This is a genomic window from Carnobacterium sp. FSL W8-0810, assembly GCF_038007125.1.
Classification (GTDB): domain Bacteria; phylum Bacillota; class Bacilli; order Lactobacillales; family Carnobacteriaceae; genus Carnobacterium_B; species Carnobacterium_B inhibens.
Window position 1 is genome coordinate 1,218,475 of record NZ_JBBOWO010000001.1, and the last position, 26,576, is coordinate 1,245,050.

At 33.3% G+C, this 26,576-nt stretch carries 30 protein-coding genes; 15 read left to right on the plus strand and 15 right to left on the minus strand.

Annotation, left to right across the window (positions count from 1 at the left end; translation table 11 throughout):
• Positions 1–5: 5 nt before the first annotated feature.
• Positions 6–677 (plus strand): ribose-5-phosphate isomerase RpiA, encoded by a 672-nt coding sequence (gene rpiA / locus NST49_RS05915; RefSeq protein ID WP_341047531.1) that lies wholly within the window; start codon positions 6–8, stop codon positions 675–677.
• A 181-nt stretch (positions 678–858) separates the two neighbouring features.
• A complete protein-coding gene (locus NST49_RS05920) occupies positions 859–2,160 on the plus strand; it encodes a pyrimidine-nucleoside phosphorylase (RefSeq protein ID WP_341047533.1) in 1,302 nt (433 codons plus the stop codon).
• 54 nt (positions 2,161–2,214) lie between these two features.
• Here the strand turns inward: NST49_RS05920 and NST49_RS05925 are convergent, their stop codons facing one another.
• Positions 2,215–2,424 carry a hypothetical protein gene (locus NST49_RS05925; RefSeq protein ID WP_023178829.1) on the minus strand — a complete coding sequence of 70 codons (210 nt, stop codon included), beginning with the start codon at positions 2,422–2,424 and terminating at the stop codon, positions 2,215–2,217.
• Between the two features lie 178 nt (positions 2,425–2,602).
• Between NST49_RS05925 and NST49_RS05930 the strand changes: the two genes are divergently transcribed.
• From NST49_RS05930 to NST49_RS05940, 3 genes are all read left to right on the plus strand, one after another.
• Positions 2,603–3,322, plus strand: coding sequence for an AzlC family ABC transporter permease (locus NST49_RS05930; protein ID WP_341047535.1), 720 nt, complete (start codon positions 2,603–2,605; stop codon positions 3,320–3,322).
• Positions 3,315–3,638: an AzlD domain-containing protein gene (locus NST49_RS05935; RefSeq protein WP_034537320.1), complete on the plus strand. Its 324-nt coding sequence runs from the start codon at positions 3,315–3,317 to the stop codon at positions 3,636–3,638. Before NST49_RS05930 ends, NST49_RS05935 begins: the two co-directional genes overlap by 8 nt.
• 105 nt (positions 3,639–3,743) lie before the next feature.
• A complete protein-coding gene (locus tag NST49_RS05940) occupies positions 3,744–4,526 on the plus strand; it encodes a GNAT family N-acetyltransferase (RefSeq protein ID WP_034537319.1) in 783 nt (260 codons plus the stop codon).
• 72 nt (positions 4,527–4,598) lie between these two features.
• Here the strand turns inward: NST49_RS05940 and fni are convergent, their stop codons facing one another.
• From fni to NST49_RS05970, 6 genes are read right to left on the minus strand one after another with little or no spacing between them, the layout of a single operon-like run.
• A complete protein-coding gene (gene fni / locus NST49_RS05945) occupies positions 4,599–5,666 on the minus strand; it encodes a type 2 isopentenyl-diphosphate Delta-isomerase (RefSeq protein WP_251165608.1) in 1,068 nt (355 codons plus the stop codon).
• A gap of 42 nt (positions 5,667–5,708) precedes the next feature.
• Positions 5,709–6,785, minus strand: coding sequence for a phosphomevalonate kinase (locus NST49_RS05950; protein WP_251165607.1), 1,077 nt, complete (start codon positions 6,783–6,785; stop codon positions 5,709–5,711).
• A gap of 44 nt (positions 6,786–6,829) precedes the next feature.
• A complete protein-coding gene (mvaD, locus tag NST49_RS05955) occupies positions 6,830–7,816 on the minus strand; it encodes a diphosphomevalonate decarboxylase (RefSeq protein WP_341047537.1) in 987 nt (328 codons plus the stop codon).
• Entirely contained in the window at positions 7,809–8,753 is a 945-nt protein-coding gene (gene mvk / locus NST49_RS05960) for a mevalonate kinase (protein WP_251165605.1), read from the minus strand. The genes mvaD and mvk overlap by 8 nt, the downstream gene beginning before the upstream one ends.
• A gap of 36 nt (positions 8,754–8,789) precedes the next feature.
• Complete coding sequence (locus NST49_RS05965; protein ID WP_034537312.1) at positions 8,790–10,148, minus strand: tripartite tricarboxylate transporter permease; 1,359 nt, start codon at positions 10,146–10,148, stop codon at positions 8,790–8,792.
• 35 nt (positions 10,149–10,183) lie between these two features.
• The gene (locus tag NST49_RS05970) at positions 10,184–10,426 is read right to left on the minus strand and encodes a hypothetical protein (RefSeq protein WP_023178818.1); all 243 of its coding nucleotides are present in this window, start codon (positions 10,424–10,426) and stop codon (positions 10,184–10,186) included.
• Positions 10,427–10,638: 212 nt separating this feature from the next.
• On the opposite strand from NST49_RS05970, the gene coaA reads away from it, so the two are divergent.
• Positions 10,639–11,562 carry a type I pantothenate kinase gene (coaA, locus tag NST49_RS05975; protein ID WP_034537309.1) on the plus strand — a complete coding sequence of 308 codons (924 nt, stop codon included), beginning with the start codon at positions 10,639–10,641 and terminating at the stop codon, positions 11,560–11,562.
• A 110-nt stretch (positions 11,563–11,672) separates the two neighbouring features.
• Positions 11,673–13,223 (plus strand): glutamine-hydrolyzing GMP synthase, encoded by a 1,551-nt coding sequence (gene guaA, locus NST49_RS05980; protein WP_034537308.1) that lies wholly within the window; start codon positions 11,673–11,675, stop codon positions 13,221–13,223.
• A gap of 105 nt (positions 13,224–13,328) precedes the next feature.
• Here guaA and NST49_RS05985 read toward each other — a convergent pair whose 3' ends face one another.
• The 3 genes from NST49_RS05985 to NST49_RS05995 form a co-directional block, all read right to left on the minus strand.
• The gene (locus NST49_RS05985; protein ID WP_341047543.1) at positions 13,329–13,826 is read right to left on the minus strand and encodes a toll/interleukin-1 receptor domain-containing protein; all 498 of its coding nucleotides are present in this window, start codon (positions 13,824–13,826) and stop codon (positions 13,329–13,331) included.
• A gap of 46 nt (positions 13,827–13,872) precedes the next feature.
• A complete protein-coding gene (locus NST49_RS05990; protein WP_341047545.1) occupies positions 13,873–14,223 on the minus strand; it encodes a hypothetical protein in 351 nt (116 codons plus the stop codon).
• Between the two features lie 314 nt (positions 14,224–14,537).
• Positions 14,538–15,047, minus strand: coding sequence for a phosphoribosylanthranilate isomerase (locus NST49_RS05995; protein ID WP_432803430.1), 510 nt, complete (start codon positions 15,045–15,047; stop codon positions 14,538–14,540).
• Between the two features lie 177 nt (positions 15,048–15,224).
• On the opposite strand from NST49_RS05995, the gene NST49_RS06000 reads away from it, so the two are divergent.
• The 6 genes from NST49_RS06000 (at position 15,225) to NST49_RS06025 (ending at position 20,575) form a co-directional block, all read left to right on the plus strand.
• Complete coding sequence (locus NST49_RS06000; protein WP_341047547.1) at positions 15,225–15,752, plus strand: hypothetical protein; 528 nt, start codon at positions 15,225–15,227, stop codon at positions 15,750–15,752.
• Positions 15,753–15,789: 37 nt separating this feature from the next.
• Entirely contained in the window at positions 15,790–15,954 is a 165-nt protein-coding gene (locus tag NST49_RS06005; protein WP_156098850.1) for a DUF6933 domain-containing protein, read from the plus strand.
• 31 nt (positions 15,955–15,985) lie between these two features.
• Positions 15,986–16,417, plus strand: coding sequence for a DUF6933 domain-containing protein (locus NST49_RS06010; protein WP_445662729.1), 432 nt, complete (start codon positions 15,986–15,988; stop codon positions 16,415–16,417).
• A 39-nt stretch (positions 16,418–16,456) separates the two neighbouring features.
• Positions 16,457–16,825, plus strand: a complete 369-nt coding sequence (locus tag NST49_RS06015; protein ID WP_034537304.1) for a site-specific integrase — start codon at positions 16,457–16,459, stop codon at positions 16,823–16,825.
• Positions 16,826–17,473: 648 nt separating this feature from the next.
• Positions 17,474–18,484 carry a tryptophan--tRNA ligase gene (trpS, locus tag NST49_RS06020; protein ID WP_034537301.1) on the plus strand — a complete coding sequence of 337 codons (1,011 nt, stop codon included), beginning with the start codon at positions 17,474–17,476 and terminating at the stop codon, positions 18,482–18,484.
• A 552-nt stretch (positions 18,485–19,036) separates the two neighbouring features.
• On the plus strand, positions 19,037–20,575 hold the full coding sequence (locus NST49_RS06025) for an ABC-F family ATP-binding cassette domain-containing protein (protein WP_341047551.1): 1,539 nt from the start codon (positions 19,037–19,039) through the stop codon (positions 20,573–20,575).
• A gap of 113 nt (positions 20,576–20,688) precedes the next feature.
• On the opposite strand, the gene NST49_RS06030 is transcribed toward NST49_RS06025, so the two are convergent.
• Together NST49_RS06030 and NST49_RS06035 are read right to left on the minus strand one after the other, a co-directional pair.
• The gene (locus NST49_RS06030; RefSeq protein ID WP_341047552.1) at positions 20,689–21,009 is read right to left on the minus strand and encodes a DUF898 family protein; all 321 of its coding nucleotides are present in this window, start codon (positions 21,007–21,009) and stop codon (positions 20,689–20,691) included.
• Between the two features lie 325 nt (positions 21,010–21,334).
• A complete protein-coding gene (locus NST49_RS06035; protein WP_341047554.1) occupies positions 21,335–22,858 on the minus strand; it encodes a GIY-YIG nuclease family protein in 1,524 nt (507 codons plus the stop codon).
• Between the two features lie 349 nt (positions 22,859–23,207).
• On the opposite strand from NST49_RS06035, the gene NST49_RS06040 reads away from it, so the two are divergent.
• Positions 23,208–24,005, plus strand: a complete 798-nt coding sequence (locus NST49_RS06040) for a nucleotidyltransferase domain-containing protein (protein WP_341047555.1) — start codon at positions 23,208–23,210, stop codon at positions 24,003–24,005.
• An 87-nt stretch (positions 24,006–24,092) separates the two neighbouring features.
• Here the strand turns inward: NST49_RS06040 and ndk are convergent, their stop codons facing one another.
• Both ndk and NST49_RS06050 read right to left on the minus strand, forming a co-directional pair.
• Positions 24,093–24,494 (minus strand): nucleoside-diphosphate kinase, encoded by a 402-nt coding sequence (ndk, locus tag NST49_RS06045; protein WP_301425861.1) that lies wholly within the window; start codon positions 24,492–24,494, stop codon positions 24,093–24,095.
• A 116-nt stretch (positions 24,495–24,610) separates the two neighbouring features.
• Positions 24,611–24,994 (minus strand): hypothetical protein, encoded by a 384-nt coding sequence (locus NST49_RS06050; RefSeq protein ID WP_023178803.1) that lies wholly within the window; start codon positions 24,992–24,994, stop codon positions 24,611–24,613.
• Between the two features lie 198 nt (positions 24,995–25,192).
• Here NST49_RS06050 and NST49_RS06055 point away from each other — a divergent pair, with 198 nt between their 5' ends.
• Entirely contained in the window at positions 25,193–25,645 is a 453-nt protein-coding gene (locus NST49_RS06055; protein ID WP_034537294.1) for a hypothetical protein, read from the plus strand.
• 53 nt (positions 25,646–25,698) lie between these two features.
• Here NST49_RS06055 and gpmA read toward each other — a convergent pair whose 3' ends face one another.
• The gene (gene gpmA, locus NST49_RS06060) at positions 25,699–26,385 is read right to left on the minus strand and encodes a 2,3-diphosphoglycerate-dependent phosphoglycerate mutase (RefSeq protein WP_301425863.1); all 687 of its coding nucleotides are present in this window, start codon (positions 26,383–26,385) and stop codon (positions 25,699–25,701) included.
• Positions 26,386–26,576: the final 191 nt, after the last annotated feature.

Sequence of the window (26,576 nt, forward strand, 5' to 3'; positions counted from 1 at the left end):
GAAAGGTGAACTTAAAACAATTAGTTGGAGAAAAGGCAGCAGAATATGTAAAAGAAGGTATGGTCGTTGGATTAGGCACAGGATCGACTGCTTATTATATGGTAGAGGCTCTTGGTAAAAGCGTAAAAGAAGGATTATCTATTACGGGAGTAACTACTTCTACTCGTACAAAAGAACAAGCTGAAAAATTAGGCATTCCTTTAAAGACTATTGATGAAGTAGAAAAAGTTGATCTAACGATTGACGGTGCAGATGAAATTGATGCACATTATCAAGGAATAAAAGGCGGCGGCGGAGCTCTTTTATTTGAAAAAATCGTTGCGGACTATTCTGATAAAGTGATATGGATCGTTGATGAAAGCAAAATGGTTGAAACGCTAGGCGCATTTCCTTTACCGGTAGAAGTAATGCCTTATGGGAGTCAACAATTAGTACGTATTTTTGAAGAAAAAGGATTCCATCCAACTATGAGAAAAAATGACAAAGAAGAAACTTACTTAACGGACGGCGGTCATTATATTATCGATTTACAAATGGATAAGATAGAAGATCCTAATTCATTAGCTGGCTGGTTAGATAGCCTAACAGGGGTTATGGAGCATGGCTTGTTTTTGAACCGTGTTAACACCATTATTGTGGGGCGTGAATCAGGACTAGAAGTTATAGAAGCTCGTTAATCCATTTGAACTAAAGAAGAAACTAATGCTTTTCTTTTTTAGTTCAAATCAAGCATCTTCTATGGCTAATTGATTTGGCATACATGAGAGAATTGTTAGAATGAACAAGTTATGAAAACGTTTTTTCTGTAGGTGTGATAAAATAAATGAATCAACTTAGATAAAGAGGGGTATACGATAAATGAGAATGGTCGATTTAATTACAAAAAAACAACATGGTAAAGCATTAACAACTGAAGAAATCCAAACAATGATAAAAGAATATACTGTAGGGGAAATTCCAGAATACCAAATGAGTGCAATGTTAATGGCAATTTATTTCAATGATATGGATGATCGTGAAAAAAGTGATTTGACAATGAGTATTGTTCATTCTGGTGAAGAAATTGATTTGTCAGCTATCAAAGGTATAAAAGTAGACAAACACTCAACCGGAGGAGTTGGCGATACTACAACGCTTGTTTTGGCACCTTTAGTGGCAAGTCTAGGTGTTCCAATTGCTAAAATGAGTGGACGCGGCTTAGGTCATACTGGTGGCACGATTGATAAATTAGAATCTATTCCAGGTTTCCACGTAGAATTGACACAAGAAAAATTTATTGAATTGGTAAATGAAAATAAAGTAGCCGTTATTGGGCAATCAGGAAACTTAACACCAGCAGATAAAAAATTATATGCTCTAAGAGATGTGACAGGTACAGTTGACTCAATTCCATTGATCGCAAGTTCAATTATGAGTAAAAAAATTGCTGCTGGAGCAGATGCAATTGTTTTAGATGTGAAAACCGGAGCAGGAGCTTTCATGAAAACAACTAAAGATGCTAGAAAATTAGCTCATGCAATGGTTCAAATCGGAAATCGTGTAGGACGTAATACTATGGCTGTTATTTCTGATATGAGCCAACCACTAGGTTTTGCTATCGGAAATGCATTAGAAGTTAAAGAAGCTATTGATACATTAAATGGTAAAGGACCAGCTGATTTAATGGATTTGTGTTTAACTTTAGGAAGCCAAATGGTTCATTTAGCTGGTATTGGAAAAGATTTAGATGAAGCAAGAAGTTTGTTAAAAGAATCTATTGAAAATGGAAAAGCATTAGAGAAGTTCAAAACGTTTATCGCTTCTCAAGGTGGAGATACGAGCGTTATTGATGATCCAGAGTTATTACCTAAAGCAGATTATCAAATAGATGTTTTAGCAAATAAAGATGGCTTTATTTCTGAAATCATAGCAGATGAATTAGGAATTGCGGCTATGATGTTAGGAGCTGGACGTGCTACAAAAGAAAGTGAAATTGATTTAGCTGTTGGAATCGTCTTGCATAAAAAAGTAGGCGACGCTGTTAAAAAAGGCGAAGCATTATTAACGATCCACACGAATCAAGAAGAAGTGCCAGAAGTAGAACAAAAGATCTGGGAAGGAATCACAATAGCGGATTCAGCTACGCCGATTCCACTTATTCATGAAGTGATCATCGACTAATCTATTGAATGAATAAAAAGAGTGTTGAGATTTTTTCTCAACACTCTTTTTGCGTTAATTTTTATTTGGATCTGAAAATAAATAGTGAAGCGTAAAAAGGATGATACCAAAAACACCAATGATTAAAATGACACCCATCAAAGCATGTAAGACAGCCCAAAATCCGCCACTATAGACAGCATTTTTAAGTGCAGGTACAAAATAATATAGTAAAAAATAAATGATGCTAATAAAAAACGAACTGAAAATCAATCTTCTTAACATAATTAGCCATTCCTTTCATAAGCCCTTCAATAGATTTACATTATCAAAAGTGAAGATGAGTTACAATCTAATTTAAGAAAAAATGATCATTTTATAGTAGTTTAACTACAAAAATAACCATGTAAAATTTAATGATATGATATACTAATTTTTACACGTTCGTTTAGGAGGGAATAAAATGGAAAAACAGGATTGGGTGGATGGATTTAAAGTTAGTTATCCAGTCATTATTAGTTATGTACCATTAGGTTTAGCTGGAGGTATGGTTTTATATGATGCAGGATTTAATGCCCCAACTATTTTGGCAATGAGTTTGCTTGTCTTTGGGGGAGCTGCTCAGTTTATGGCTGCTTCAATGGTAAGTATGGGAGCTTCAGTTTCAGCTATTATAACGATGACGTTCTTTTTAAATTTGCGTCACTTATTAATGAGTTCAAGCATGTCTGGTTTTATTAAGAAACCATCTTTACTATTTACACTGTTTTTCAGCCATACTCTAGCGGACGAATCCTTTGCTATTAATTACAATCAATTTAAAAATCATGAATGGACGGCTAACAAAGCGTTATCCATCAATATATTAGCTTATTTGTCTTGGTCATTAAGTACGCTTGTTGGAGGAATGATCGGAAGTGCTTGGAAAATTGATACGACCATTATAAATTATGTTTTAATTGCTATGTTTATTAGTTTATTAGTCAGCCAATTTGTTTCTAAGTTATATGTTTTTGTAGGACTAGCAGCTGGGGTACTAGCGGTTGTCTTCACGGTATGGTTACAACATACGATTGCATTAGTTATTGCTGCAATTCTAGCTTCTTTTATTGGATATTTTGCTGATGAGTATTTAGCAAATAAACAAAAAAATCAACAGAAAGAAGGATTAGAATATGACTAGTCAACAAGTGCAGCTTATCTTTGGAATGGCTCTAGTGACTTATTTGCCTCGTGTCTTACCTATGCTTGTGTTAAGCAATCGGTCCGTTCCAGAGAAAATATCTAAATGGATGTCATTTGTACCGGTATCAATATTTGCAGCGTTGATTTTTTCAGATGTTTTTTTCTGGGAAAGTCAATTCAATGTGAATCCAATCGTTAATATAAAGCTTCTGCCATCCGTTCTTGTATTTATAGTGGCTTATAAAACGAAAAGTCTTTTATGGTCTATGGTACTTGGTATTGCAGCCATTGCTTTAATGGTCTATTTGGTTTAACTCCTCAAAAAAAATTATTAAAATTGAAGTGCATAATGATACATTTTTTTTGTAAAAAACGTATACTAAAAGGGAATAAGGATGTTATTGGGAGGAGGAACTAGATTGATTTATAAGTGCGATGAGAAACAACGAGAAGAGTTACTAAATTTTTTATATAAAGAACCAAGTATAAATTTATTTGCTATTGGTGACATTGAAACATATGGTTTTGATCATTTTAATTTAGATGTTTGGGCTTATGTTGATAGTAAAGATACAATCAGTGGAGTACTGGTCCGCTACAAAAATAATGTTATGCCTATTCATGGGAAAGAGTTTGAAGGAATAGACACTTTTATACCTTTGATCCAGAGTTTAACTCCCGTACACATATCTGGTAGTGAGGATGCTATTGCTCAGTATGAAGAAGAATTTGAGAATTATGAAAAAGAAGAATCGTATTTAGCTGAATGCAAAGAGTTGGAGATAGAAAGTCCGCTTCTTCAACAAGTTTTGCCTTTATCTAAAGAAGACATCGATTCTTATCTTAATTGTTTAAGAGAAGCAGGGATGGAAAACCTGCCATCAGCAGAAGAGGTTGCTGATGAATTGGAGCGTAACTTAAATGCTATCCAAGTTATCAAAGATGATACAGGTAAGATCGTTTCAACAGGAAGAATTGCAGTTGAAACGAAGCTCTCAGCGATGATCATTGCTGTAGGAACAATTGAAAGCTATCGTAAACAAGGGTATGCAACGGCTGTAGTGGCTGCTTTAGTGAATGACTGTATCAGGAATAATAAAACGGCTTGCCTTTTTTATTCTAATCCTGATGCAGGGCGAATGTATCAGCATTTAGGTTTTAAAGATACACAGAAGTGGATCATGTTGAAAAACAACGATTAAATAACGCTATTGAAAAAAGAAGATGAAACAGTCATTTTTATGATTGTCTCATCTTCTTTTTGTGTAGTTAAATTAATTTATTGAAGAACGATTTGCAAAGCTTGATGCGTCAATACGGCGAAGATCGCACCAATCTTTAACTTCGCCTAATAAGATGATATCAGTATTAGTCAATTCGCTGATTGATTTTTTTCCAAGCAGAGTCATAATAGAGGCAATTTGGTTTTTCCAAGCATTCACTTCTAAAACAGTAGCTTCTACTCCTTCTCTTAGAGCCATATGCAAGAAAAGACCTGAGATACCGACCGCACGGGCACCTAGAGATAAGGATTTAACAATATCTAAAGGATTACGAATCCCACCTGAAGCTAATAATTCAACTTGGTCTATAAAGGGTTGCGCTTCTAATAAAGAAATAACTGTAGATTGGCCCCAACCTTCTAAGTAATCTAATTTTTCACTTTCTCGACGGTAGTTTTCGATTTGAGCAAAGTTTGTTCCACCTTGACCGCTGATGTCAATCGTTTTGACCCCAATTGATGACAACTGCTTTATGGTTTCACGACTCATACCAAAGCCTACTTCCTTAACAATAACAGGCACAGAAACGTTTAGAGCAATTTTTTCTAATTCAGTTAACCAGTTAGAAAAATCACGATCTCCTTCAGGCATAACAATCTCTTGAGGAGAGTTCACATGAATCTGTAGGGCATCAGCTTGAATCAAATCGATTGCCTTTTTAGCATTCTCTAACGTTTGTCCAGTACCTAAGTTGGCAAAAATCTTACCAGTAGGGTTTGTTTCTCTAACGATTGTAAAACTATCTTTAACAGTAGGATCCTTAAGAGCAGCGCTAATGGAACCTGTTGCCATAGCGATACCCGTTTCTCGTGCAATTAAAGCTAATTTTTCATTGACCTTTTTCGTCCAAGTGCTGCCGCCGGTTATAGCATTAATGTAAAAAGGAAATTCCATATCTAGTGTAGCAAATGAAGTGGAAAGAGAAGCATCAGCGACACTCATTTCAGGAAAAGAATGATGGACAAAACGGAAAGAATCAAAATCAGACTTTCTAGCGTCTTTAGCAAATTTTTCTGCTAAAGAAACATGTTCATTTTTCCGGTTATTCATTGGTTTCATAGTGTGATCCTCCAAAAATTTTTATCCAAAAAAGAAGGACAATTAAGCATCCGTTTTTTTGTAAACATGTAAAGGAAGGTTTGTGATGCCTTCTTTTTCCCAATCTGTAATCAGTGACAATAAACCTTCTTTTCGATTGAAAATCACGATGCCACAATCTCCGCCGCCAGCTCCAGAGGATTTAGCAGCACCATTAAATTCTTCTGCCATTTTGCATAATCTTGATAAAGCAGGTGTTTCAATTGTCACAGAAGTATCTTGGCTCATTTTAAGCAAGAGTTGGCGGTTGTTTCTTATTTGATGTTGGATCTCTTCGACATTTCCTTCTTGAAAAGCTTGAATCATTGTGTTGACACATCGTCTGCTTTCTTCTAAAAAGGTTTCATATGCCATTGCATCTTGTCTTCGTTTAGTGGTTACTTCATCTACTAAATGAGACGTTGATGCCGGTGAACCCGTCCATCCAATAACTAAGCGTAAGTCTTTTGGAGGAGTCAATGGAGTAAACGATAAATGAGGCCACTCCATTTCAATCAATTCTTTCACGTTTTTTTGTTCCTGTTGTTCGGATACCCAATCACGATCGAATGTTGTAAATGCTAACCAACCACCATAAACACTTGCTGCTACATCACCACATGAACCGTTGCTTTTAACAGATAAATGAGCTAAAGCGGCTAATTTAAATACAACATTTTTGTTATCTGTGATGCCATAAAAACGGCATAAAGCCTGAACTGTAGCGACCGTCACAGCGGCGCTTGAGCCTAACCCATATTTTTTACCTTGTGAGCTGTCCAATTCACTATCGACAGTTAAATGATAGAAAGACAATTCTTTTCCTTGTTCTTTCGCGTATTCTTCTGTTAAACGAATAGCTGCTAAAATGTAGTGAAAAGGGTTCTCACGTTTATCAAGCACTAAACGATCATTTTCGCGTTTCCATAGTACAGGAAGATTTCCATATTGAAAAGACGTAATGCTTCCTACGTGTTCAGATTTTTCAAGTGATACGGTAATAAATTGATCAACAGCTACTAATATAGCTGGATGACCTGGTTCAACAACGGCGTATTCGCCCGCAATATATAACTTACCAGGTGCAGAAGCTTCTATCATACTGTAATTCCTCCTAAGTAGTAAAACCTTGTTTTTTTAGCTTGTTAGAGTGTGATTTCTTTTAAATCACTTCCTGGTCCAGAGATAATGAGTTGGTCTTCATTGAAGTAGTCTAAAAAAGCTGTTTTGATCTTTTCACTATCTGATAAACGACAAAGGACTTTGACGTTTGGACCTGCATCCATCGTAAAATAACAAGGAATTCCTTGTTTGCGTAATTGTCTGACTAATTGCATTGCCAACACACTATCAGGTTCCCAGTAAGAGATTGGAGGATTTGCACCTAGCATTGTTCCGTGCATTTTCATACCGTTGCTCTCCGTAATAGCCCCAACTTGTTCGAAATCACGATCGTTAATGGCATTTTTTATGTTCACAAGATCGACAGCGGTACTATCGATCCATCCTTGATAAAAAGGAGAAGTTGCAACTGTCAGTTTCATGCCTTCACGGCTAGACAGTTCTTTTTGTTTCTTATTTACCACAACTACGACCATTCCAATATCCCAATTCGCATCGTCTACTTTAACAGCATAAGAATCGGATGAAGAAGTTCCTTTTTGCCACTCGACAAAGCCACCATAGATACTGCGAGTTGCTGAACCAGACCCTTGTCTTGCAAATATAGACAGTTCTTGCGGAGAGAGGTTTAAACCAGTTGCTAAATTAGCAGCCCCGGCTAGTGCAGCCATCCCAGAAGCAGAAGAAGCTAATCCAGCTGCTGTTGGGACATAATTTGTACTTTTAATTATAGCAGGTGCTTTCATACCGGATTGTTCTCTAAATAAATTTAAGAAGCGGCTAACTTTTTGAGTAGCAGCTTCATCTTGAACAGTTTCATTTAAATAAAATGCATCCTTTTCAAGAGAATCATCAAAAGATACAGATGTTTCTGTATAAAAAGCGTCCAGAGTAAGAGACAAACTGCTGCTTGTAGGCAAGATCAATTGGTCATCCCGTTTTCCCCAATATTTAATTAAAGCAATATTTGTATAAGCGCGTACTTTTTTTTCGTTGCTCAATTTAGTCATCTCCTAATTGATGTGTCCATGTATTTACTGCTCCAGCTTCTAATAAAGCATTTGAAATGCAGATTGCTGTTTCTTTGTCGGATGCTAAAGAAATCATGCAGCCACCGCGACCGCCACCTGTCAATTTTGCACCTAATGCTCCATGTGTTCTTGCTGTAGTCACTAAATGGTTCAACGTGTCATTGCTTACCCCTAAAGAGGAGAGGATTTCATGAGCTTTATTCATAGCCAAGCCTAATGTTACAGGATCAGTGGATTCTATTGCAAGTTTTGATTGTTTGGCTAAATTTCCTAATTGATGAATAGACAGCATTGTTTTTTCAGAGTCTTCTTTATTTAATAGAGCAATGCTAGCAACAGCATCTCTTGTTTGGCCTTTTAATCCGGTGTCTGCCACAATTAAGTAAGCAGGCATAGATAATGGAAAAGGAACGAATGGTTCACCTTTTATATAGTAAAGCGGATGTCTGCCACTTGTCATCGCAGCATCTAAGCCGCTTGGATTTCCATGAGCAATCGTTTCTGAAACGTTTGCTAACAATAGGAGGCGGTCATCTGTTAAAGTGACAGCAAAATAATTAAATAGTGCCCGCACCATCGCAACGGCTACAGCAGCACTCGAACCCATGCCTCTTTCAACCGGGATCGTACTTTTAATGATCACTTTAAAATTCTTTAGTTCTTGTTGTAATTCATTCACTGTAGATTCTACTACAGCCTTTAGATTTTCTAAATGTTTAGGAACTGAAGCCAAGTTGCCTCGGTAATAGACGCAGTCTAATTGAACCGGTCCTTCAGCTGGTATAATAGTCACTTCGATATGTGTGGCAGGAAAAGGAATGGCTATGGCAGGCTCTCCATAAACGACGGAGTGTTCTCCCATTAAAATGATTTTTCCATTTGCAGTTCCCACGGCAGGTTGACTAGTTTTTAACATGTTGTAACTCCTTTATTCCTAGTATATTGAGCTGAATTAAAACTGAGCTATTTTTTCGACTAACCATGGAGCCGCATATAATGTCATAAATTGAATACCGTAATTCATGCCCATTTTGTTTAAGGTCCCACTAGTGATGCCGATTAAGAGAACACCAAAGATATTAATTAAACCCGCATCCATGTAGGCTAATAATAAAATGAAGGAAATAAATAATCCTAAAATAGCTTCATGAGGAATTTTTTGTAAAACAAATTGTGAGATTTTTCCAGCATAACGATTGATCACAATGTAACTGATAAGAGCAGCTAGAATCGAACCAATTAAAATAGCCAAAGTAAATTCACCTTTGCTCAATAGATGGTGCAAATTATGATCAACGGTAAACACTGGCGGGGCGTTAAATAACGGACTTCCAGGACCAATAGCGGTAGGAGACAAAGGGATCCCTAAAGCAATCAAAGGAATAATAATCCCAGAAAGATAAGTGGATTGTGCTAAGGCGCTCATAGTAATAATTGCTGTAGAAGCTTTTTCAACCGGATCTTTTTTCTTATTGGAAACAAATTCACCAAATAGAATAATTAATCCAACCGGACTTAATACAAAAATAAAGTTAGAGAGAAGAGCTGAAAATGATGCTGCCTTAAGCTCACTTTTAGATAATATTTTGAATGGATTGATTGTTTGATGAGCAGATGTACTTTTAGGTAGTGCAATTTTTTTATATTCAGAGGTCAACATTTTTTCACGGCTCTCTTTATTAAACAGTGAGAGAAGGGAAATAATGAGAGGACCGATTGTGATTCCTAGAAAGAATGATGTGGTGATATTGGTGTCTGTTGGTACAACACCAATTCCCCAATATAAATGACGCAACCCTTGAAAAAGCATAGCTAAGGGAAGAATACTGATTAAAGATAATAATTTATTTTTTCCTATTAAAGAAAGGAAAACAGCTCCAATAACAAATAGTAGTGACGAATAAGGCTGAATGATCTCAGCAAAAGGTGTTAATAGGTCAGCTACTAGTAAAGCCACAGGAACAGAGATAATTGTTCCAATCAAGGCACCAGAAGCCATTTTCTTAATTGTGATCTCAGACAGGCCTCGGTTTTTTAAGTATAACGCATGTTCGATCATTGGACTAGAAAGAACACCTCCAGGAAGCCCAACTAAAGCAGTGGGCATTGAATTGGTTAGATTTAACGTAACAATAGCTGAAATAAAAAAAGTGAGAACAATGATGGGTTCTGTTCCAGCCAAAATAATAGCTAATGTGACGGGCATCAAGACAGAAGTTTCATCTGTACCCGGTATAAATCCTATAAAAGTATATAAAACAATGGCTGCAAGAGCAGCTATAACCATTTGAACCAACAATAACATTTCCATATTTTTGTTCTCTCCAATACTTCGTTCTTAATTAACTAGTCTTTTTTTTCGTCTTCAAGTGTAATTACTCTTTTAGGTTTAATAAAAATACTTGAAAGAATAAAACCGATAACGGCTCCAGCTAAACCAAAAAATAGCTGCTTTGTTTTATCATCGCTGGGTGCTAAAAAATAAGCTCCCATAGTAGAACCGCTGGATAAAAGAATAGCGATAATCAATTCTTTTAATTCAACGACATCTCCCCAAATTTCAATTTTTTGTTGTTTACCCTTTTCCATGATGTACTCCTTTTTAGTCTAATATTATTTTATACAAAGATTCTTCATTCTATACCAAAATATATACTACACTATATTTAAGCTAAATGCCTAGTTAAGTTTCTTTTAAGATAGCTTGCTTATACGTTTATAGGAGAATAAAAACTATAAAAAGAAGCGTAAATTTGGTACAATAGTTCGGAAGTCTAGGAACTCGGGGGTCTAATAAATATATGAAAGAGTCTGCCACATTTCATATCATTGAGCGTGACGAATGGAAAAAACTTAATAGCGATGGTATTGCACCATTATCCTCAAATGAATTACAAGAGTTGAAAGGGTTAAATGACCAAATTTCGATTACAGACGTTGAAGAGGTTTATATACCGATTGTGCATGTTTTAGATGCATACTTGAAAAATTATGAATACTTGCAAGCTCAAAAAAATAAATTTTTAAAAAAAGAAGTGATTCATAAACCGTATATTATTGGAATCGCTGGAAGTGTGGCTGTTGGAAAAAGTACGACAGCAAGGTTGTTACAAACTATGTTGTCTAGAGTCTATAAAGAAAAATCTGTGGAACTGATCACGACAGATGGCTTTTTATACCCCAATAAAACGTTAGTGGAAAAAAATATTATGAACCGTAAAGGATTTCCAGAAAGTTATGATATGCAGCAATTGATCTCTTTTTTAGGAGATGTGAAAAATGGGAAATCATCGGTTGTTTCACCAGTCTATTCTCATGAGTTTTATGACATTATTGAAGGGGAAGAGCATGTATTAGAACAACCGGATATCCTGATCGTTGAGGGTATAAATGTCTTGCAACTTCCTGCGAATCAACAAATCTATATCAGTGATTTTTTTGATTTCTCTATTTTTGTAGATGCTGAAGCTGCATTAATCGAAAAATGGTATTTAGAACGATTTGGTCTGCTATTAAGTACAGCATTCAAGCAGCCAGGAAATTATTATTCTTCTTATGCTGAAGGGGACCGAGAAGCTGCATTCGAGATGGCTCGCGGAGTGTGGAAAACAGTAAATCTAGAAAATTTAAAAGAGTTCATTTTGCCTACTAAAAATAGAGCAGAATTGATTATTCATAAAACAGATAATCATTACATTGACCAAATTTTATTAAAAAAATATTAGAGTGGTAAGGGATACATAAAAAGTGCGGTTGACCTTGCTTAAAATAGTCGGTAGAATGAAAAAATATAACAAAGAGTTGAAAATAATAGTTTGGGGTGGACTGTGTGGTAATGGTTACAGATTTAACAAATGTTGAAAAAATGATAGTACTAGATTTTGGAAGTCAATATAATCAACTGATTACACGACGTATTCGTGAATTGGGAGTTTATTCTGAATTACTGTCTCATAAAGTGACAGCTGAAGAATTAAAAGACATGAATGCAAAAGGAATCATTTTTTCTGGCGGACCGATGAGTGTATATGATGAAGGATCTTTCTCAGTTGATCCTGAAATCTTTAATTTAGGTATTCCTATTTTAGGAATTTGTTATGGTATGCAATTGATGACAACTGCATTAGGCGGTAGAGTTGAAGGCAGTCAAAATAGAGAATATGGTAAAGCAAGCATCAATATCAATGAACAACAAGCTCCTTTATTTAACTCATTAGCTGAAAATGAAACAGTTTGGATGAGCCATGGAGATTTAGTTACTCAAGTTCCAGAAGGTTTTGTTGTTTCTGCAACTAGCCCACATTGTCCAATTGCATCAATGTTTAACCCACAAAAGAATTTCCATGCAGTTCAATTTCACCCTGAAGTACGTCATTCAGAACACGGAAATGAAATGTTGAAAAACTTTACTTTTGATGTGTGTGGTTGTGAAGGAAACTGGAGCATTGCTGATTTCATTGAATCTGAAATTGCAATTATTCGCGAAACAGTTGGCGATAAGAAAGTATTGCTTGGATTATCAGGCGGAGTAGACTCAAGTGTTGTTGGAGTTCTATTACAAAAAGCAATCGGCGATCAATTGACGTGTATCTTTGTTGACCACGGCTTATTGCGTAAAGGCGAAAGCGAACAAGTAATGGAAAGTTTAGTTGGTAAATTTGGCTTGAACATCATTCGTGTAGATGCGAAAGAACGTTTTATGACTAAATTAGCTGGTGTTAGCGATCCAGAAACAAAACGTAAAATCATCGGAAATGAATTTGTTTATGTCTTTGATGATGAAGCAACAAAACTTGAAGGTGTTGATTTCTTAGCTCAAGGCACGCTTTACACTGACGTGATCGAAAGTGGAACAGATACTGCGCAAACAATTAAATCACATCACAATGTAGGTGGACTTCCTGAAGACATGCAATTCAAATTGATTGAACCATTAAACACTTTATTTAAAGATGAAGTTCGCGAATTAGGAATCCAATTAGGAATGCCTGAAAGCCTAGTATGGCGTCAACCATTCCCAGGTCCTGGTTTAGGAATTCGTGTAATTGGTGAAATAACAGAAGAAAAACTAGAAATCGTTCGCGATAGCGACTACATTCTAAGAGAAGAAATTGCTGCTGCCGGTCTTGACCGTGACATCTGGCAATACTTCACTGTTCTTCCTGGATTCCGCAGTGTCGGAGTAATGGGAGATGGACGCACGTATGACTACACTATCGGAATTCGTGCAGTTACTTCAATTGATGGTATGACAAGTGACTTTGCTCGTATCCCATGGGATGTTTTGCAAAAAATCTCTGTTCGTATCGTAAATGAAGTGAAACACGTTAACCGCATCGTGTATGACATTACGAGCAAGCCACCAGCAACAATCGAGTGGGAATAGTAACAGGAGAGCTGTAAGCCTTTATACATAAAGGGTTTCAGCTTTTTTTTATTGCACTTTATAAAGAAAAACAAGCAATTAAAATCAATCACTTGTTTTACGTATTTATTCTTCTTGAGAAGATTGGAAAAGTTCATTCAATTTTTCTGCAATTTCATTAGGTGTCATAATTCCTGTATTCATAGCAAGCTTACCTGCTAAAGCCGGACTGAATTCTTGGATTTCTTTCTTTGTAATATCATGCCAAACCGGTAAGATTATTTTTCCCCCATTGGATTCTATTTGAAAAAGAGCTTCTAATTCATAGTTTGTCCAATACTTTTTAATGTAATTTCTAGATAGAATAACTACACCGAATTTAGATTTTTTAAGACCTTTATCAATCTCTGCTCTAATGCTGTCTCCCCATTTTATAGAGATACTGTCATACCAGACTTTCAATACATAAGTTTCTTGTAGAATATTTGAAAATTCATCACAGAAACTTTCTTTATCTTCCGCCGCATGAGATAGAAAAACATCAAAATCTTCTGCACCATCAGAATTAAATATATTCTCTGAAGATGTTGTAATAGCGGATTGTTCTGTTACTTGTTTTGTCAAATCTAAAATTTGTTTTTCATAAGTAGCAAAGACTTTATCTTGCTGTTTAGCTAAAGACTTTATCTTGCTGTTTAGCTAAAGACTTTGCTTGTGTGGTTTCTATTTTTTGTAGTTTTAATGTTGCGTCGGATAATTTCTTCCTTTTATCAGCTATTTTTTTATTGATGTCAGCTTTATCTGTAAGGATTTTAGATACATCTTTCTGATAGCCCTCTATTTGGCGGTTTTTTGTTCTTAACGTAGAAGCTGATGTGTTTTTTGTGATACTTTTTTGTGTTGCTCCAATTTTCTTAGTTTTATCGGCTTCTTTCTTAACCAAGTCAGCCATCTTTTTTTCCAAAGAAGCTATATCCTTATTTAACTGATTTACTGTTCTTTGTACTTGTTCTGCGCTCATTTACTGACCTCCAATTGATTCCTTTTCTTACATTATAACAAATGAGAAGATACTAGAATACGGTTTTACATCTTACCTAAATTATGCTTTGGTGGGTTTGACTGATTACCACATATCTTATTGGAAATTATGGCAAATATTATCTTTCTTTTAAAGTTGAATCTGATACCGAGAGTTCAAAATGTGTTTATTACGATGTTCTGAAAAAAAGAGATTTATATAGGATAAATTTTTTATTTCATCTTCCAAAGTTTCTCCAATAAGAAAATTAAGGAATAAACTTAATCAATATCATTAAGGTCTAAAGGAGTTTATTAATATACTATTGATTTTAAATATTGAATTTTATTGAGATCTTTATAATTATTTTTTTCAGCTCTATAACTATCTTGGAAAGAAGATGTATATATTTTTAAGTACTGTTCTTCTGAAGGCAAGAAAAATTTAGCTCCATGTTCGGTCTTTAATTCTAACTGATCAACAGAGATACCTGTTGAGTTTGGTAAAGTATTTATTACGCCATACTCAACACTAAATAATCCATTACTAAATTCATGTTCATGGAGATCAATCAGCTGATAGCCTAATTTTTTCATGATAGTACAAATAATAGTCCAATTGTAAATTCGAACATTATCTGGAGCTTCCCATCCTCTAGGATCACCAGGAACGTGTATATCTACATCTCGCGCATTCCAATCTTTTTGAGTCACATACTCTAATCCCAATGATCCCATGAGCAGAGGTGTTATACCTGATTCATTTAACAAAGTAGTTATTTTTAAAAACTCATCAAATTTATTCACCAAAGTATTTCCTCCCATTTTATAAAAGCCGTTAGTTTTAACATTCAATTTCAAATTGAATGTAGCAATATTTAAATATATTTGTTGTTAAAATTATTTTGCTAGTCTATTGCTTTAAGTGGTTTTATAGTATTATTATAAATAAAAAACAGTCGTATTCATAATAATAAATTTTTGGAGTTTAAAAAAATTTTTTTGAAATTTTATAAAGGAGGAGTTAACATAAGCGTCTATAATTTTTTAGCTACTGACTTTAAATTGCCTATTTTTAATAATGATATTCAATCAGTTAATGATTTGGTAAAACTAGGGTATACTAAAAAAGATATACATAACATTTTTGGCAATATTTTGAATGGCTTAAATATTAATGACGATGAAAAATTTTTTCTTTTTGATAGTAAACAAAAAGAGAACGAGCTGGAAATTTATGAGGATAACCAGAATCCTTTTGCTAGATACTATTCACAAAAGAAGTATATCTATAAGATAGAAAGTCTAAATAGTGAATCCTTATCAACATTGATGAAAGACTTTCTAAATAATATCAAGACAGACTATAAAGAAATAGAATTATGGCATACATGGCTAGATAAATACGAGATGGATGAAGTAGGGTATGAAAAAATCAATTGTTCAAAACTTGCAGTTGATAAGTTAGATGCTTTTTTTGAAACTAATACTTATTTGAATCCCAAAGTAATGAGTATTTACAGACACTAAAAAATGAACAAACAAAAAATGTGAAAGGGGAATGCAAATGATTATCGGAGCCACTAAAAAAGCACAACCTTTATTTTCGAACCTGCCAAGTATAAATGATAAAGAATATGGGAAACAGTTTGCACAAGTCAATCCATTATTTTCATGGCATGCAAATTATATTAATGTAAATCGAAAAAAAAGTTATAATTCTGCTCAATGACCAAACTTATAACCCTATTATTCTGCAAGATATCAATGCACAAAAGAAAAAGCAATTACCTAAGCTAATACCTGAAGCTATTCGGATGACTTTTGATATTGCAGGAATTACAAATGAAAAAAATGATGAGTATTTAAATCTTGCTGGAGGTATCCAAGTAGCTGTTACTTCTAATCGTTCAGTGATGGGAAGCATCAATTTGGTGGCAGAAGAATTAATTAGTCTTAGATTAAATATCAACCAAACGATAAATAGAGAAAAGATGGTTTTTTATAGTAACTATATTCATACAAGATTGTTCAAAAAAGGATATAGGAATAGTGCAGAAGCGTTGCGAGATGCTCTAAACAAACCGTTGAAATTGGAAGAGGTTATTGAAGGGGAACCGTATTCTATTGAAAAGTCTTGGAATTACAGTGAGCTTTCTCAATTAGATGCTTCAACTTTATCCGAGCAGCAATAGGAGAACTATATAGAAAAACTAACTGAAAACAATGAAAAAATGTTAGCAGCTTTTAAAAAGTATATGATAGATGTAAAAGACTTAAGCGGAAAAACCGTAAAACGTCATATCGAACATCTTGATTTTTATCTAAATATTTATTTAGCTGAGTATGAAAAAGTAACTCCTATAAATTCTGTAGAATCAATAGAGAATTTTCTTGGTAATTTTTTTGTACGGAAAAACTTAATGAGTTCACATACATCCCTTAAACAAAATGGTTCAGCTTTGAAAAAACTTTACCAATTTTTATATGATGCTGGTGAAATTTCTAAAATTGAATTTACTGAAATCAATGAGTTCATCAGAACAGGGCTTCAAGAAGGGGAAGAATATTTAAGTTTTATTGATGATGAATCTTGGTTTTAAAATTCAAAATATAGAATGAAAAGGTCTTTTTTAGATGGAATTGGAAAATCATTAGAAAAAAGAGAAACAATCTTCAAAAAACTAGTCAAATCAAATAAATAGAAGAAAAAATAATAAGAAAAAAATATTCTAAATCATTAATTCAAAATTGTGTTCATTATAATGATACTTTTGAAGAATTCGTACATGATATAAAAATATTTAATAATTTAGAATCAACATGTTACACTAGGAATAATAAAATTCTACCTGAGATATTTACAAAGTATAATAAATTAAATGAAGATTACTTAAGGGCCGTTTTTTTAAAATTATGGACTACAATTGTAAGAGATAATGAATTCTATAACTCATGGCTAATTAATCATAAGAGTGTTGAATTTAGGTATAAATTGTATTTAATACCTAAAAGAATCAAATTAAATGAATTTATATCAATGAAATATATAGTTGCAGTGACTTTTGAACTGATCTTTGAAATAGATTTGTTTGATGCTTATGCAGTTGTATTGAAAGCTCTGAAAAACGGAAAAAGATTGTTAATTTCATCTAACAATTTCAAGTACATACGGTATATAAATTTGGAGTTAATAAATGTAGACATTTATAATGAAATAAAAATATTGGATAAAAAGAGGAGAGAAAGAAATGAGTGACAATAGAAAAGTTATGTTTTCAGGAATAAAACCAACAGGGGATCCTACATTAGGTAATTATCTAGGTGCAATTAAGAACTGGGTAAGTCTTCAAAATACCTATCAAGGAATTTTTAGTATTGTTGACTTACATGCTATTACAGTTCACCAAAATCCGGAAGATTTGAAGAAAAGAAGTATAGAGATTGCAGCAATATATTTTGCAGCAGGAATTGATCCAAAAGAAAATATAGTTTTTATCCAATCTCATGTACATCAGCATGCAGAAGCTGCATGGTTATTAACATGTAACAGTTATATGGGTGAATTAAATAGAATGACGCAATTCAAGGAAAAGTCATCTAAAAGTGTAAAGGAATCAGTTCCTACAGGTATTTTTGCGTATCCGTTATTAATGGCTGCTGATATATTATTATATGGAGCCGAAGTTGTTCCCGTAGGTAAAGATCAGGTGCAACATGTTGAATTAACAAGAGATTTAGCTAATAGATTTAATAATACATATTCTAACGTATTTAAAATACCAAAGCCTTTTGTGAATACTGGTTCAGCTAAAATATATGATTTACAAGATCCAACAAAAAAGATGTCTAAATCAGAAACTTCAAATCCTAATGGATACATTTTAATTATGGATTCACCAGATATAATTAGAAAAAAAATATCAAAAGCAGTCACAGACTCAATTGGAATTGTAAACTATACTGATGAACAGCCCGGGGTGAAAAATTTAATTGATTTAGTTTGTTGTATAAATGGGAGAGAATCGTCTGAGATAGTTGAGCTATTTAAAGAAAAAGGATACAAAGAATTTAAAGAATATGTTGCGGAAACAATAATTAATGAATTGGAACCTTTACAAAATAAAGTGAAATTTTTATTAGAAGATAAGCATCAAATTGAAAATATTTTAAAAGAAGGTGCCAGAAAAGCATCTGAAATTTCCCAAAAAACATTAGATGAAATGAAAAAGAATATTGGATTCTATAGTATTGGAGAATAAAGTATAGATACTTTTAGAAATTATTTAATAAATTTAACTGTTTAATATGGACTATATGATATTTCACAAGATAAGCATAGCTTGACCACGATCAAATTACTTTTGTAGTAATTGTGCAAACATCGTTTTTCTACTTCCAGAATTGCCTTTTATGATTATTAGTGTAGAGCTTATTAGGTTCTCAAACATCTTTTATTAACCTACAACTATATCATTAACAACAACTGCAGTACATTGAATTCCAGGTTAATGTGACACAATTATTGTACAAAATACATATCCTTGCTACAATGTACCTAACAAATCGAAAGGTTGTGCTTAAATGTACACTATCTAAAACAAATCGTAATTGAAGAAGAAACTTTTTCTGCCAATAGGGTGGGTTTCTTTGCAACGGTTTTTTTAGATAAATCATTTAAACAACGTTTTGAATCGGTAATAGAGTTGCCATCTATAGGCATACTAGGATTCTCTCTGTTTAATTGAAATTGACCGACCGTCTGCAGAAACTTGCTGGCGGTCGTTTTTATTTATTAGATAGGAGGAATCAGTATGTTACAAGTAAGAAATTTGACCTTGCACCACTTAATGGATTTAAAAGAAATCATCAAGGACTTGAGTTTTACAGTCAATCCTGGAGAAAAGGTAGCGATTATCGGTGAAGAAGGAAATGGCAAGTCAACATTATTAAAATGGATTCTTGAAGATAAAAGTATCGAATCGTATATTCAAGCAGAAGGGGAATTGGTCAACCAGTTCAGTCGCACCGTTTATTTGCCGCAATCCTTACCTCAAGAATATATGGAATATACTGTTGATCAGTACTTCTTCAGCCAAGCTGATGCTATGGATATCGACTACCAAATGCTCTATCAATTAGTGGGGCAACTTGGATTTGATGCTGACCGCTTAACAAGTTCGCAAACATTAGGCAGTTTATCTGGTGGCGAAAAAATTAAAGTTCAGCTGCTAAAAGCACTCTCAACAGATCCTGATTTATTGTTGCTTGATGAGCCTTCTAACGACTTGGATCTTGATACAGTCAAATGGTTAGAGCACTTTATAAAGTCTACACCGCTAACGATTATTTTCATTTCGCATGACGAATCTTTGCTTGAAGCAACAGCAACCAAAGTCATTCAGATCGAGCTGTTAAGGCATAAGACAGTACCCGTCGCGACTGTGTCCAAGTTATCGTATAAAGAATACATTGAACAAAAAGAAGCACGCTATGACCATCAATCTCAAGTTGCCAACAAGCAGCGGGAAGAACACCAGAATCAAATGGAAAAATACCGGCAAGTTGAAAGTAGTGTGCACCACGCACAAGGAACCATTTCAAGGAAGGATCCAGCTGGAGGACGCTTACTCAAAAAGAAAATGCATGCAGTAAAATCTATGGGGAAACGTTTTGAACGTGAAAAGGAAAACTTTGAAGATATTCCACTAAAAGCAGATGCCATCTTAGTGAAATTCTCAAACACTAAATCTCTTCCTGCAAATAAGACTATTCTCCATTTGGAAGATGAAAGTGTGAAATTGGGGGATAAAGTTTTAGCTCACTCATTGAATTTGCTAGTTAGAGCTCCTCAAAAAATAGGAATCATTGGGCAAAATGGGGTTGGTAAAAGCACATTGCTGAAGCAATTATGGACAGAACTAAGTCAGCGTACAGATATTTCAGCTGGATACATGCCGCAAAACTATGCTGATTATTTAAGATTGGATGAAACACCAGTTGAATTTCTTAGTGAGACTGGAGACAGTGAAGAACGCACTCAAGTGATGACTTACCTAGGAAGCATGCGGTTTACTACAGATGAAATGCATCATCCAATCCAGTCATTATCAGGAGGACAGCAAGCCAAATTGTTACTACTGAAAATTGATTTATCAGGACAGAATGTATTGCTTTTAGATGAGCCTACACGAAACTTCTCACCGTTATCCCAGCCAGAACTTAGAAAATTATTTAAAAACTTCAAAGGTTCCATCATTACTATTTCACATGACCGGATGTTTTTAAAAGAAGTTTGTGACCAAGTATATGAATTGAAGAAAGATGGATTGGTTAGGGTAGAGGTTGAGTGATTTTTTATAAACGAAGTAAAACCAGTGAATTTCTTCATTTTACTAGATTAGTAATAGATAACAAAAAAGCCTGGAAAATATTGTTAAATCAATATTCTTTAGGCTTTTTTTACTTAGTTTACAAATGTTGTATTACGGGCTTTCCAGTCTTCTAGCTTGATTGTAACCCAGAAACTATATATACCAATCGTTATAATTGTGAGCAGAAACCACTTGATCCAATGACTAAACAAATTAAAGGCTGAACCATTAAATATCATTCGTTTACCTTCAATAACAGTATGGTTTATTTTCCAACCATAGACCATGCATAAAGCCCAAGGATAACAGATTCCAAAAGTAATTAACGTTATAACCGCGCCCAAAATGCTCCATCCTATTAGGCTTAAAAGACTACCGTCAAAAAAAGAGCTTCTACCATTATGTATTTCCAATTTTCATGTCCTTCTTAAACTATATATCAATAGCTTATCATATAAAATGAGAATATTGGCATTTCTAGAAAATAAATTTAATTTATTTGAATTATTGGTTTCTACAAATCCAGTAATGACTATGTCTATAAGGAAGGGCAAATATTAGTAAGCAATCAAATGGGAAGCGAGTTGTTCTTTGTAATCCTCAATTAACTTGTCGGAATCTGTTGTAAAGTGCATGGCAGAACCCAATGTTTCAATTAAATACTGTTGCATGTTGGAACGTAGAATTTGAGAATTAGTTTCCTTGTTATTGCATCTGGATTAACACCTTAATTAATATTTATGCTGAAAGTATTTCTGACTTTAAATTTTCTTCTAATGCTAAGGTTTGATTATATTCTTCAGCAAACATAGTAGTATTAAACTCAGCAGTAGGATCAATTTCTTCTACTAGCAATTCTAAGGTAGCTATATCTGTTCTAAAGAATTCTTTTCTGTAATTAACTTTGTTTACTCTTTGATTTGATAATCTTTTGTGTAGTTCATTTTCTAACCCTACTGCATCATCGCTAAATATCAGAGCGTGTATATCAAATCTGAATGGAACAGAAGCACTTCCAAGCTCGTCCACGCGTTGCTGAGGTTCCATTCTTCTAGTCATTCCTATTTTAAAAGTGTTAACTCCAAAAGATCCCATATTTGAAATAATATACACATAGCCAGCCTTACCTAAAGCTAAACTAGCTATTTCTTCTTTTTTGGTCTCAACATTATTTAATTGATTTTCTAATTCAAGTAATCGTTCATTTAATTGCCTTATTTTTAATTCGTCAGTCTCAGATTGCAAAATTTCTTTATTTCGTTCAATTTCTGATTTGAATTTATTTTCTTCTTGTTCTAATTTTTTGCGTTCTGCCTCAAATGCTTTTCTTTCTTCAGCTTCCTGTTTCATTTGTTCTTTAATAGCTTTTTGTTCTTCTTTTTCTCTTTGTCTATAAATGTAATAGCGATATTCAATATCAACCAATTCTAAATATAATGGTTCAATTTCAGAAATGAATTTTGTAATAGTTGGAAGTATAGCTTTATTTCCTTCAGCAGCAATAACTAAATATTTAGTCATTATATCTTTAACAGATTGTTTTGTATCGTCTAATTTTTCATATGTAAGTTTATATAAAAGAATTTGTATTTCAGATTGAAGGCCGATAATCATTAGATTATAAATTGTTTTGTTAGCTTTAGTAGTATATCTTTTTTCATAGGTCACTAACAAATTTGATATTTCTTTCTTTGTGGCATTAGAAAGTTTCTTTAATTCTTTAGAGTTATCAGAATGTAAATGAAGACGTATTATAGTACCAACAAGACTCTCATCATCCAATTCAGAGCTTAGTTCATTTATTACTGAGTTCACGCCATCTAAGTTAATAGTATGAGGAAATCTTTCTTCGAAATTTTTCAATCCCATTAACTGAGATTTAAACTTTCGTGCTTGATTCATATAACGAGTTATTTCTTTTTGCAGTTTAGTATTATTAGTATGTAATTCTTCATTTTCAATTTTACGCTGACTAATTGTAGTTAATAGTGATGATAATTCTTCGTTTGCTTCATTTTTTATATTTTTTGCTTCAGATTCAGCATCATTAATTATTATTTCTCTTTTTTTATGATTTTCAACTTCAACTACATTTCTAAATTCCTGTATGAGTTTTTCTTTATCACTTAACAACTTTTGTTTTTCGTTTATTTCTTCTTGAATAGAATTTTCTCTATAAATCAAGTTTTGCATTTCTAATTCTTTGATACTAATGTTCTTTTTTAAATTCGAATATTCTTTAAAACGTTGAAAAAATCCCATTATTATGTATCCTCTTTTCTCTATAAATTAAAAGCTTTTTATTTTAAATATTTAACTCTTCCTTAGTATATAATAAATCGGTTGTTTTTTTACAATAAAAAAAAATAAAAAAAAAGAAATGGAAAACAAATGTAAAGTATGAAGTAGAGAAGTGAAATGACTGAAAATATTAAATGAGTAAAATGGATAGATCACTTATTATTATCTATAACCACCTTTTACTGTATCTGAGACTATATATATAGCATTACAATCGTGAGTAGAAAACACTTGAATTTTTAAAAGCTTAGTTCTTGGTAGTATACTTAAATTTAAGTATACTACCAAGTAAATAAAAGGAAGGTGAATTATGAATAAAGAGGAGCTCATAAGAAGCAGACATGAACTTTTAAAAGTGTTAATTCAAAAGGTTCAGATTTTTTCGGGAATAGATGGTATTTTTCTTGGAGGCTCTATAGCGGCACAAAATGAAGACCCTTTTTCAGACATAGATTTAAGAATTTTACTCAAAGAATCATACTCAAAAGATAAGTTTATTCAGCTTTTTATAGATGAACTTAGCGATATATCATTTATTGAAACGGAAACACGTTCTTATGCTGTAATTCATTTTAACAATTTCATAAAATTAGATATTTTTGTTTATAATAAAATAGATTTAACGCCTAGTATTTGGATGCAAAATATACTTATTATTTTTGATAATAAAGGTTATCTAAATACAATGAAAAGTAAATCTGAAAAATTAGTCTATCATATTACACAAAATGAATTTGACGAATTACTTTCTAAATATTTTGCTTTTTTTCATGAACTATATCGACGAAAAGAACGTAAGGAATACAACTACTGTGAGTCATGTACAGTGATGTTAAAGAATATTCTAGTTGCTTTCTGGTATATTGAATTAGGGTATCAATGTAATTCATTAGGGGATTGGAGTAAATATGAAGGGGAAAGATCTATACTAAAAAGTTTTCAGTTGAACTATTTAGATAAATGGACACCAGTTTTAGTTGGTGGAACTGAGATTTTCATGGAATCTATTAATAGGGAGATACTAAAGTCTGCTAAACAAATCGCTAAGAAATACAATCTATACTTTAATGAAAAGCAGTTTAATGAGGTAACTTCAAAAGTTATTTAATTAGAAAGCTATAATATTTCTTAACATAAAAAAATTCGCCAAGTTTAAAACTTGACGAATCTTTTTAAATTAAGAGCCGTTTTTTATTTAACCAAACCAAATGGCACGTTCTCGATCGGCATTTTCTTGCGAGTCAGAAGCATGAACGGTATTTTCAGACAGGCTAAGTCCATAAAGAGCACGAATGGTATTGTCTGGAGATTTACCAGGATCTGTTGTCCCGTTCAATGATCGAACTCGACTGATGGCATTTTCGCCTTCTAATATAAGCACAACTAAAGGACTTCTTGTAAGATAAGAAACCAATCGACTAAAGAATGGTTTTTCTTTATGCTCTGCATAATGTTTTTCTGCTACTTCTATAGAAGCTTTTATTAATTTCATATCAAGAATTTTCAAACCATTTCTTTCGTATTCTATTAAAATATTCCCAATTAGGTTTCGCTCTACTGCATCTGGCTTGATCAATACAAGTGTTTTTTCTGTCATGACTAATCATCCCCCTAGAGTATACTTAACATGATTCTAACATGTTAAGCTTCTTTTAGTATAGAAAAGGGCACTTGATTGAGTGGAAAATTTGAATTTCAATTGATTTTTATTTGTTAATTTACACGCAATGATTTGGTTTGTTTTCTAAAAGAAGAAGAACCTTTTTCATTTTGTTTTTTATAGATTTCGTATATTTGAGCAAGTACCATAGGGTCTTTAATAGTCGTATCCAGAAAATATAGAATAGCATCATTCACTTTGGTATCATGATTGTGTTCAAGCATATCTTTTAATGTGAAGTTGTAATCATGTAAATTCTCCAACATATGGTGATAATCTTCAATAAACAATCTGAAGTTTTTATTGTCATGTAAAGCTAATTTAGTGATAATATTTTTTTTGTGGAGATTTAAAAAGTATTCTTCTTTTGTTAAAGTTAGATAATTCACAATATTTTCTATATCACGAGATTCTTCATCAGTAAAATTTAAGTTCATCTTAAAATGCCTCCTGTTTTATATATGAAGTTATTGCGGTACAAGAGTACAACACTATTTTAATTTAGTAAAGGTATATACCAAATAATAGTTAATAATAGGGATAGTTTAATAAAAATGTTATAATTTGTTCAATAATTCGTTACATTTAATAGTTGTTTTTAAGGTAAGGATAGAAATAATGGAGGAGTGAATAAAATGGGATTAATGTTATCAGAAAAAGAGATATTAGCTAACTTAGAAGTTAACGGTTTATTGAGTCCAATGACAGAAAGCACAGCAGTGTGGGCACAAATTATGCCTTCCACAGGATCTTTAGTGCTGTTTGGAGCATATGCACAGTTGGCAAAAGGGTCTTATTTTATTTTATGTATGGAACAAGATAAAGTTATTTTATTGCCAGTTCATAAAATAACCGGAAAAATGGATTCAAAAAAAGAACCAATCATTATGACATTTGAAGAATTAGACTCGGTCGAAGTGGGTAAAAATGCTTTATTACACAAGGTAACATTTACAGCGGGCGAACGAGTTATGCCTTTAAAAATAAATAAAGTTGCTGCTGGAACGAAATGGCATAAAGACCATTTAGAAAAAGCGTTAGCTGAAATAGCTAGATGCGAAGCAACTGTGAATCAAAGAAATATGTAGAAGGATAGATAGAAAAAGCAATCAATTCCTAAAAGGAAATGATTGCTTTTTGTTTAGTCTAAATAATATTTTTTGGTTACGATCAATTCTTCATTCAGTTCATAAACGAGAGGTTGGCCAGTTGGAATTTCTAATGCCATGATTTCGTCATCTGATATTTCTTCTAAATACTTGATCAAAGCCCGAATGGAGTTTCCATGAGCAGCGATCAGTACGGTTTTATTATCCAAAATAGCGGGTGCGATATGATCTTCCCAAAAAGGTATCACACGTTCTAAGGTAACCTTTAGACTTTCTCCCATTGGAATGGTTCTTTTTTGAAGATTAGCATAACGGCGATCGTTTAATGCAGAGTTTGGGTCATCAGGTTTTAATAGAGGAGGCAGTGTATCATACGAACGACGCCAAATTTGAACTTGTTCCGGACCAAATTCTTCGATAGTCGCTTGTTTATTCAAACCTTGTAAAGATCCGTAATGACGTTCATTTAAGCGCCATGATTTTACTTCTGGTACCCATAGTTGATCAGATTCTTCTAAGACGATATGGCACGTTTTGATGGCTCTTTTCAAAACAGAAGTAAAAGCAAAATCAAAATTGATGCCGGCATTTTTGATTTTTTGTCCTGCTTTACGTGCTTCTTCATACCCTTGTTCGCTTAAATCAGCATCCATCCACCCAGTAAATTGATTTAATTTATTCCATTCGCTTAATCCATGTCGCACAAAAATTAATTTCAATTTAAACACCACCTTTTTGTAATAGAACACAAGCCTCACTTTTATTTTACTCTTGTTTTTTATAAAAGCTATTCATATGGTTGGCAACTCTTTTTGTTTAACATTGAAGGTATTTTTTTTGGAATAAAGGTTTTTGACACCGAGGGCTGAAAATAGACGCTGGTTTTTTATTGAGCTATACTAACTATAAG

Bases quoted from the DNA above. Each gene is read 5' to 3' on its own strand.
- trpS (WP_034537301.1), top strand. From the start codon at position 17,474: ATGAGTGACAATAGAAAAGTTATGTTTTCAGGAATAAAACCAACAGGG.
- NST49_RS06005 (WP_156098850.1), top strand. From the start codon at position 15,790: ATGATTATCGGAGCCACTAAAAAAGCACAACCTTTATTTTCGAACCTG.
- mvk (WP_251165605.1), bottom strand. From the start codon at position 8,753: ATGTTAAAAACTAGTCAACCTGCCGTGGGAACTGCAAATGGAAAAATC.
- ndk (WP_301425861.1), bottom strand. From the start codon at position 24,494: ATGACAGAAAAAACACTTGTATTGATCAAGCCAGATGCAGTAGAGCGA.
- NST49_RS06025 (WP_341047551.1), top strand. From the start codon at position 19,037: ATGTTACAAGTAAGAAATTTGACCTTGCACCACTTAATGGATTTAAAA.
- NST49_RS06035 (WP_341047554.1), bottom strand. From the start codon at position 22,858: ATGGGATTTTTTCAACGTTTTAAAGAATATTCGAATTTAAAAAAGAAC.
- NST49_RS06050 (WP_023178803.1), bottom strand. From the start codon at position 24,994: ATGAACTTAAATTTTACTGATGAAGAATCTCGTGATATAGAAAATATT.
- NST49_RS05970 (WP_023178818.1), bottom strand. From the start codon at position 10,426: ATGGAAAAGGGTAAACAACAAAAAATTGAAATTTGGGGAGATGTCGTT.
- NST49_RS05935 (WP_034537320.1), top strand. From the start codon at position 3,315: ATGACTAGTCAACAAGTGCAGCTTATCTTTGGAATGGCTCTAGTGACT.
- NST49_RS06015 (WP_034537304.1), top strand. From the start codon at position 16,457: ATGTTAGCAGCTTTTAAAAAGTATATGATAGATGTAAAAGACTTAAGC.
- NST49_RS05920 (WP_341047533.1), top strand. From the start codon at position 859: ATGAGAATGGTCGATTTAATTACAAAAAAACAACATGGTAAAGCATTA.
- NST49_RS06040 (WP_341047555.1), top strand. From the start codon at position 23,208: ATGAATAAAGAGGAGCTCATAAGAAGCAGACATGAACTTTTAAAAGTG.
- NST49_RS05950 (WP_251165607.1), bottom strand. From the start codon at position 6,785: ATGATAGAAGCTTCTGCACCTGGTAAGTTATATATTGCGGGCGAATAC.
- coaA (WP_034537309.1), top strand. From the start codon at position 10,639: ATGAAAGAGTCTGCCACATTTCATATCATTGAGCGTGACGAATGGAAA.
- guaA (WP_034537308.1), top strand. From the start codon at position 11,673: ATGGTTACAGATTTAACAAATGTTGAAAAAATGATAGTACTAGATTTT.
- NST49_RS05965 (WP_034537312.1), bottom strand. From the start codon at position 10,148: ATGGAAATGTTATTGTTGGTTCAAATGGTTATAGCTGCTCTTGCAGCC.
- NST49_RS05930 (WP_341047535.1), top strand. From the start codon at position 2,603: ATGGAAAAACAGGATTGGGTGGATGGATTTAAAGTTAGTTATCCAGTC.
- NST49_RS06055 (WP_034537294.1), top strand. From the start codon at position 25,193: ATGGGATTAATGTTATCAGAAAAAGAGATATTAGCTAACTTAGAAGTT.
- fni (WP_251165608.1), bottom strand. From the start codon at position 5,666: ATGAAACCAATGAATAACCGGAAAAATGAACATGTTTCTTTAGCAGAA.
- NST49_RS05995 (WP_432803430.1), bottom strand. From the start codon at position 15,047: ATGGGAGGAAATACTTTGGTGAATAAATTTGATGAGTTTTTAAAAATA.
- mvaD (WP_341047537.1), bottom strand. From the start codon at position 7,816: ATGACTAAATTGAGCAACGAAAAAAAAGTACGCGCTTATACAAATATT.
- NST49_RS05990 (WP_341047545.1), bottom strand. From the start codon at position 14,223: ATGAGCGCAGAACAAGTACAAAGAACAGTAAATCAGTTAAATAAGGAT.
- NST49_RS05925 (WP_023178829.1), bottom strand. From the start codon at position 2,424: ATGTTAAGAAGATTGATTTTCAGTTCGTTTTTTATTAGCATCATTTAT.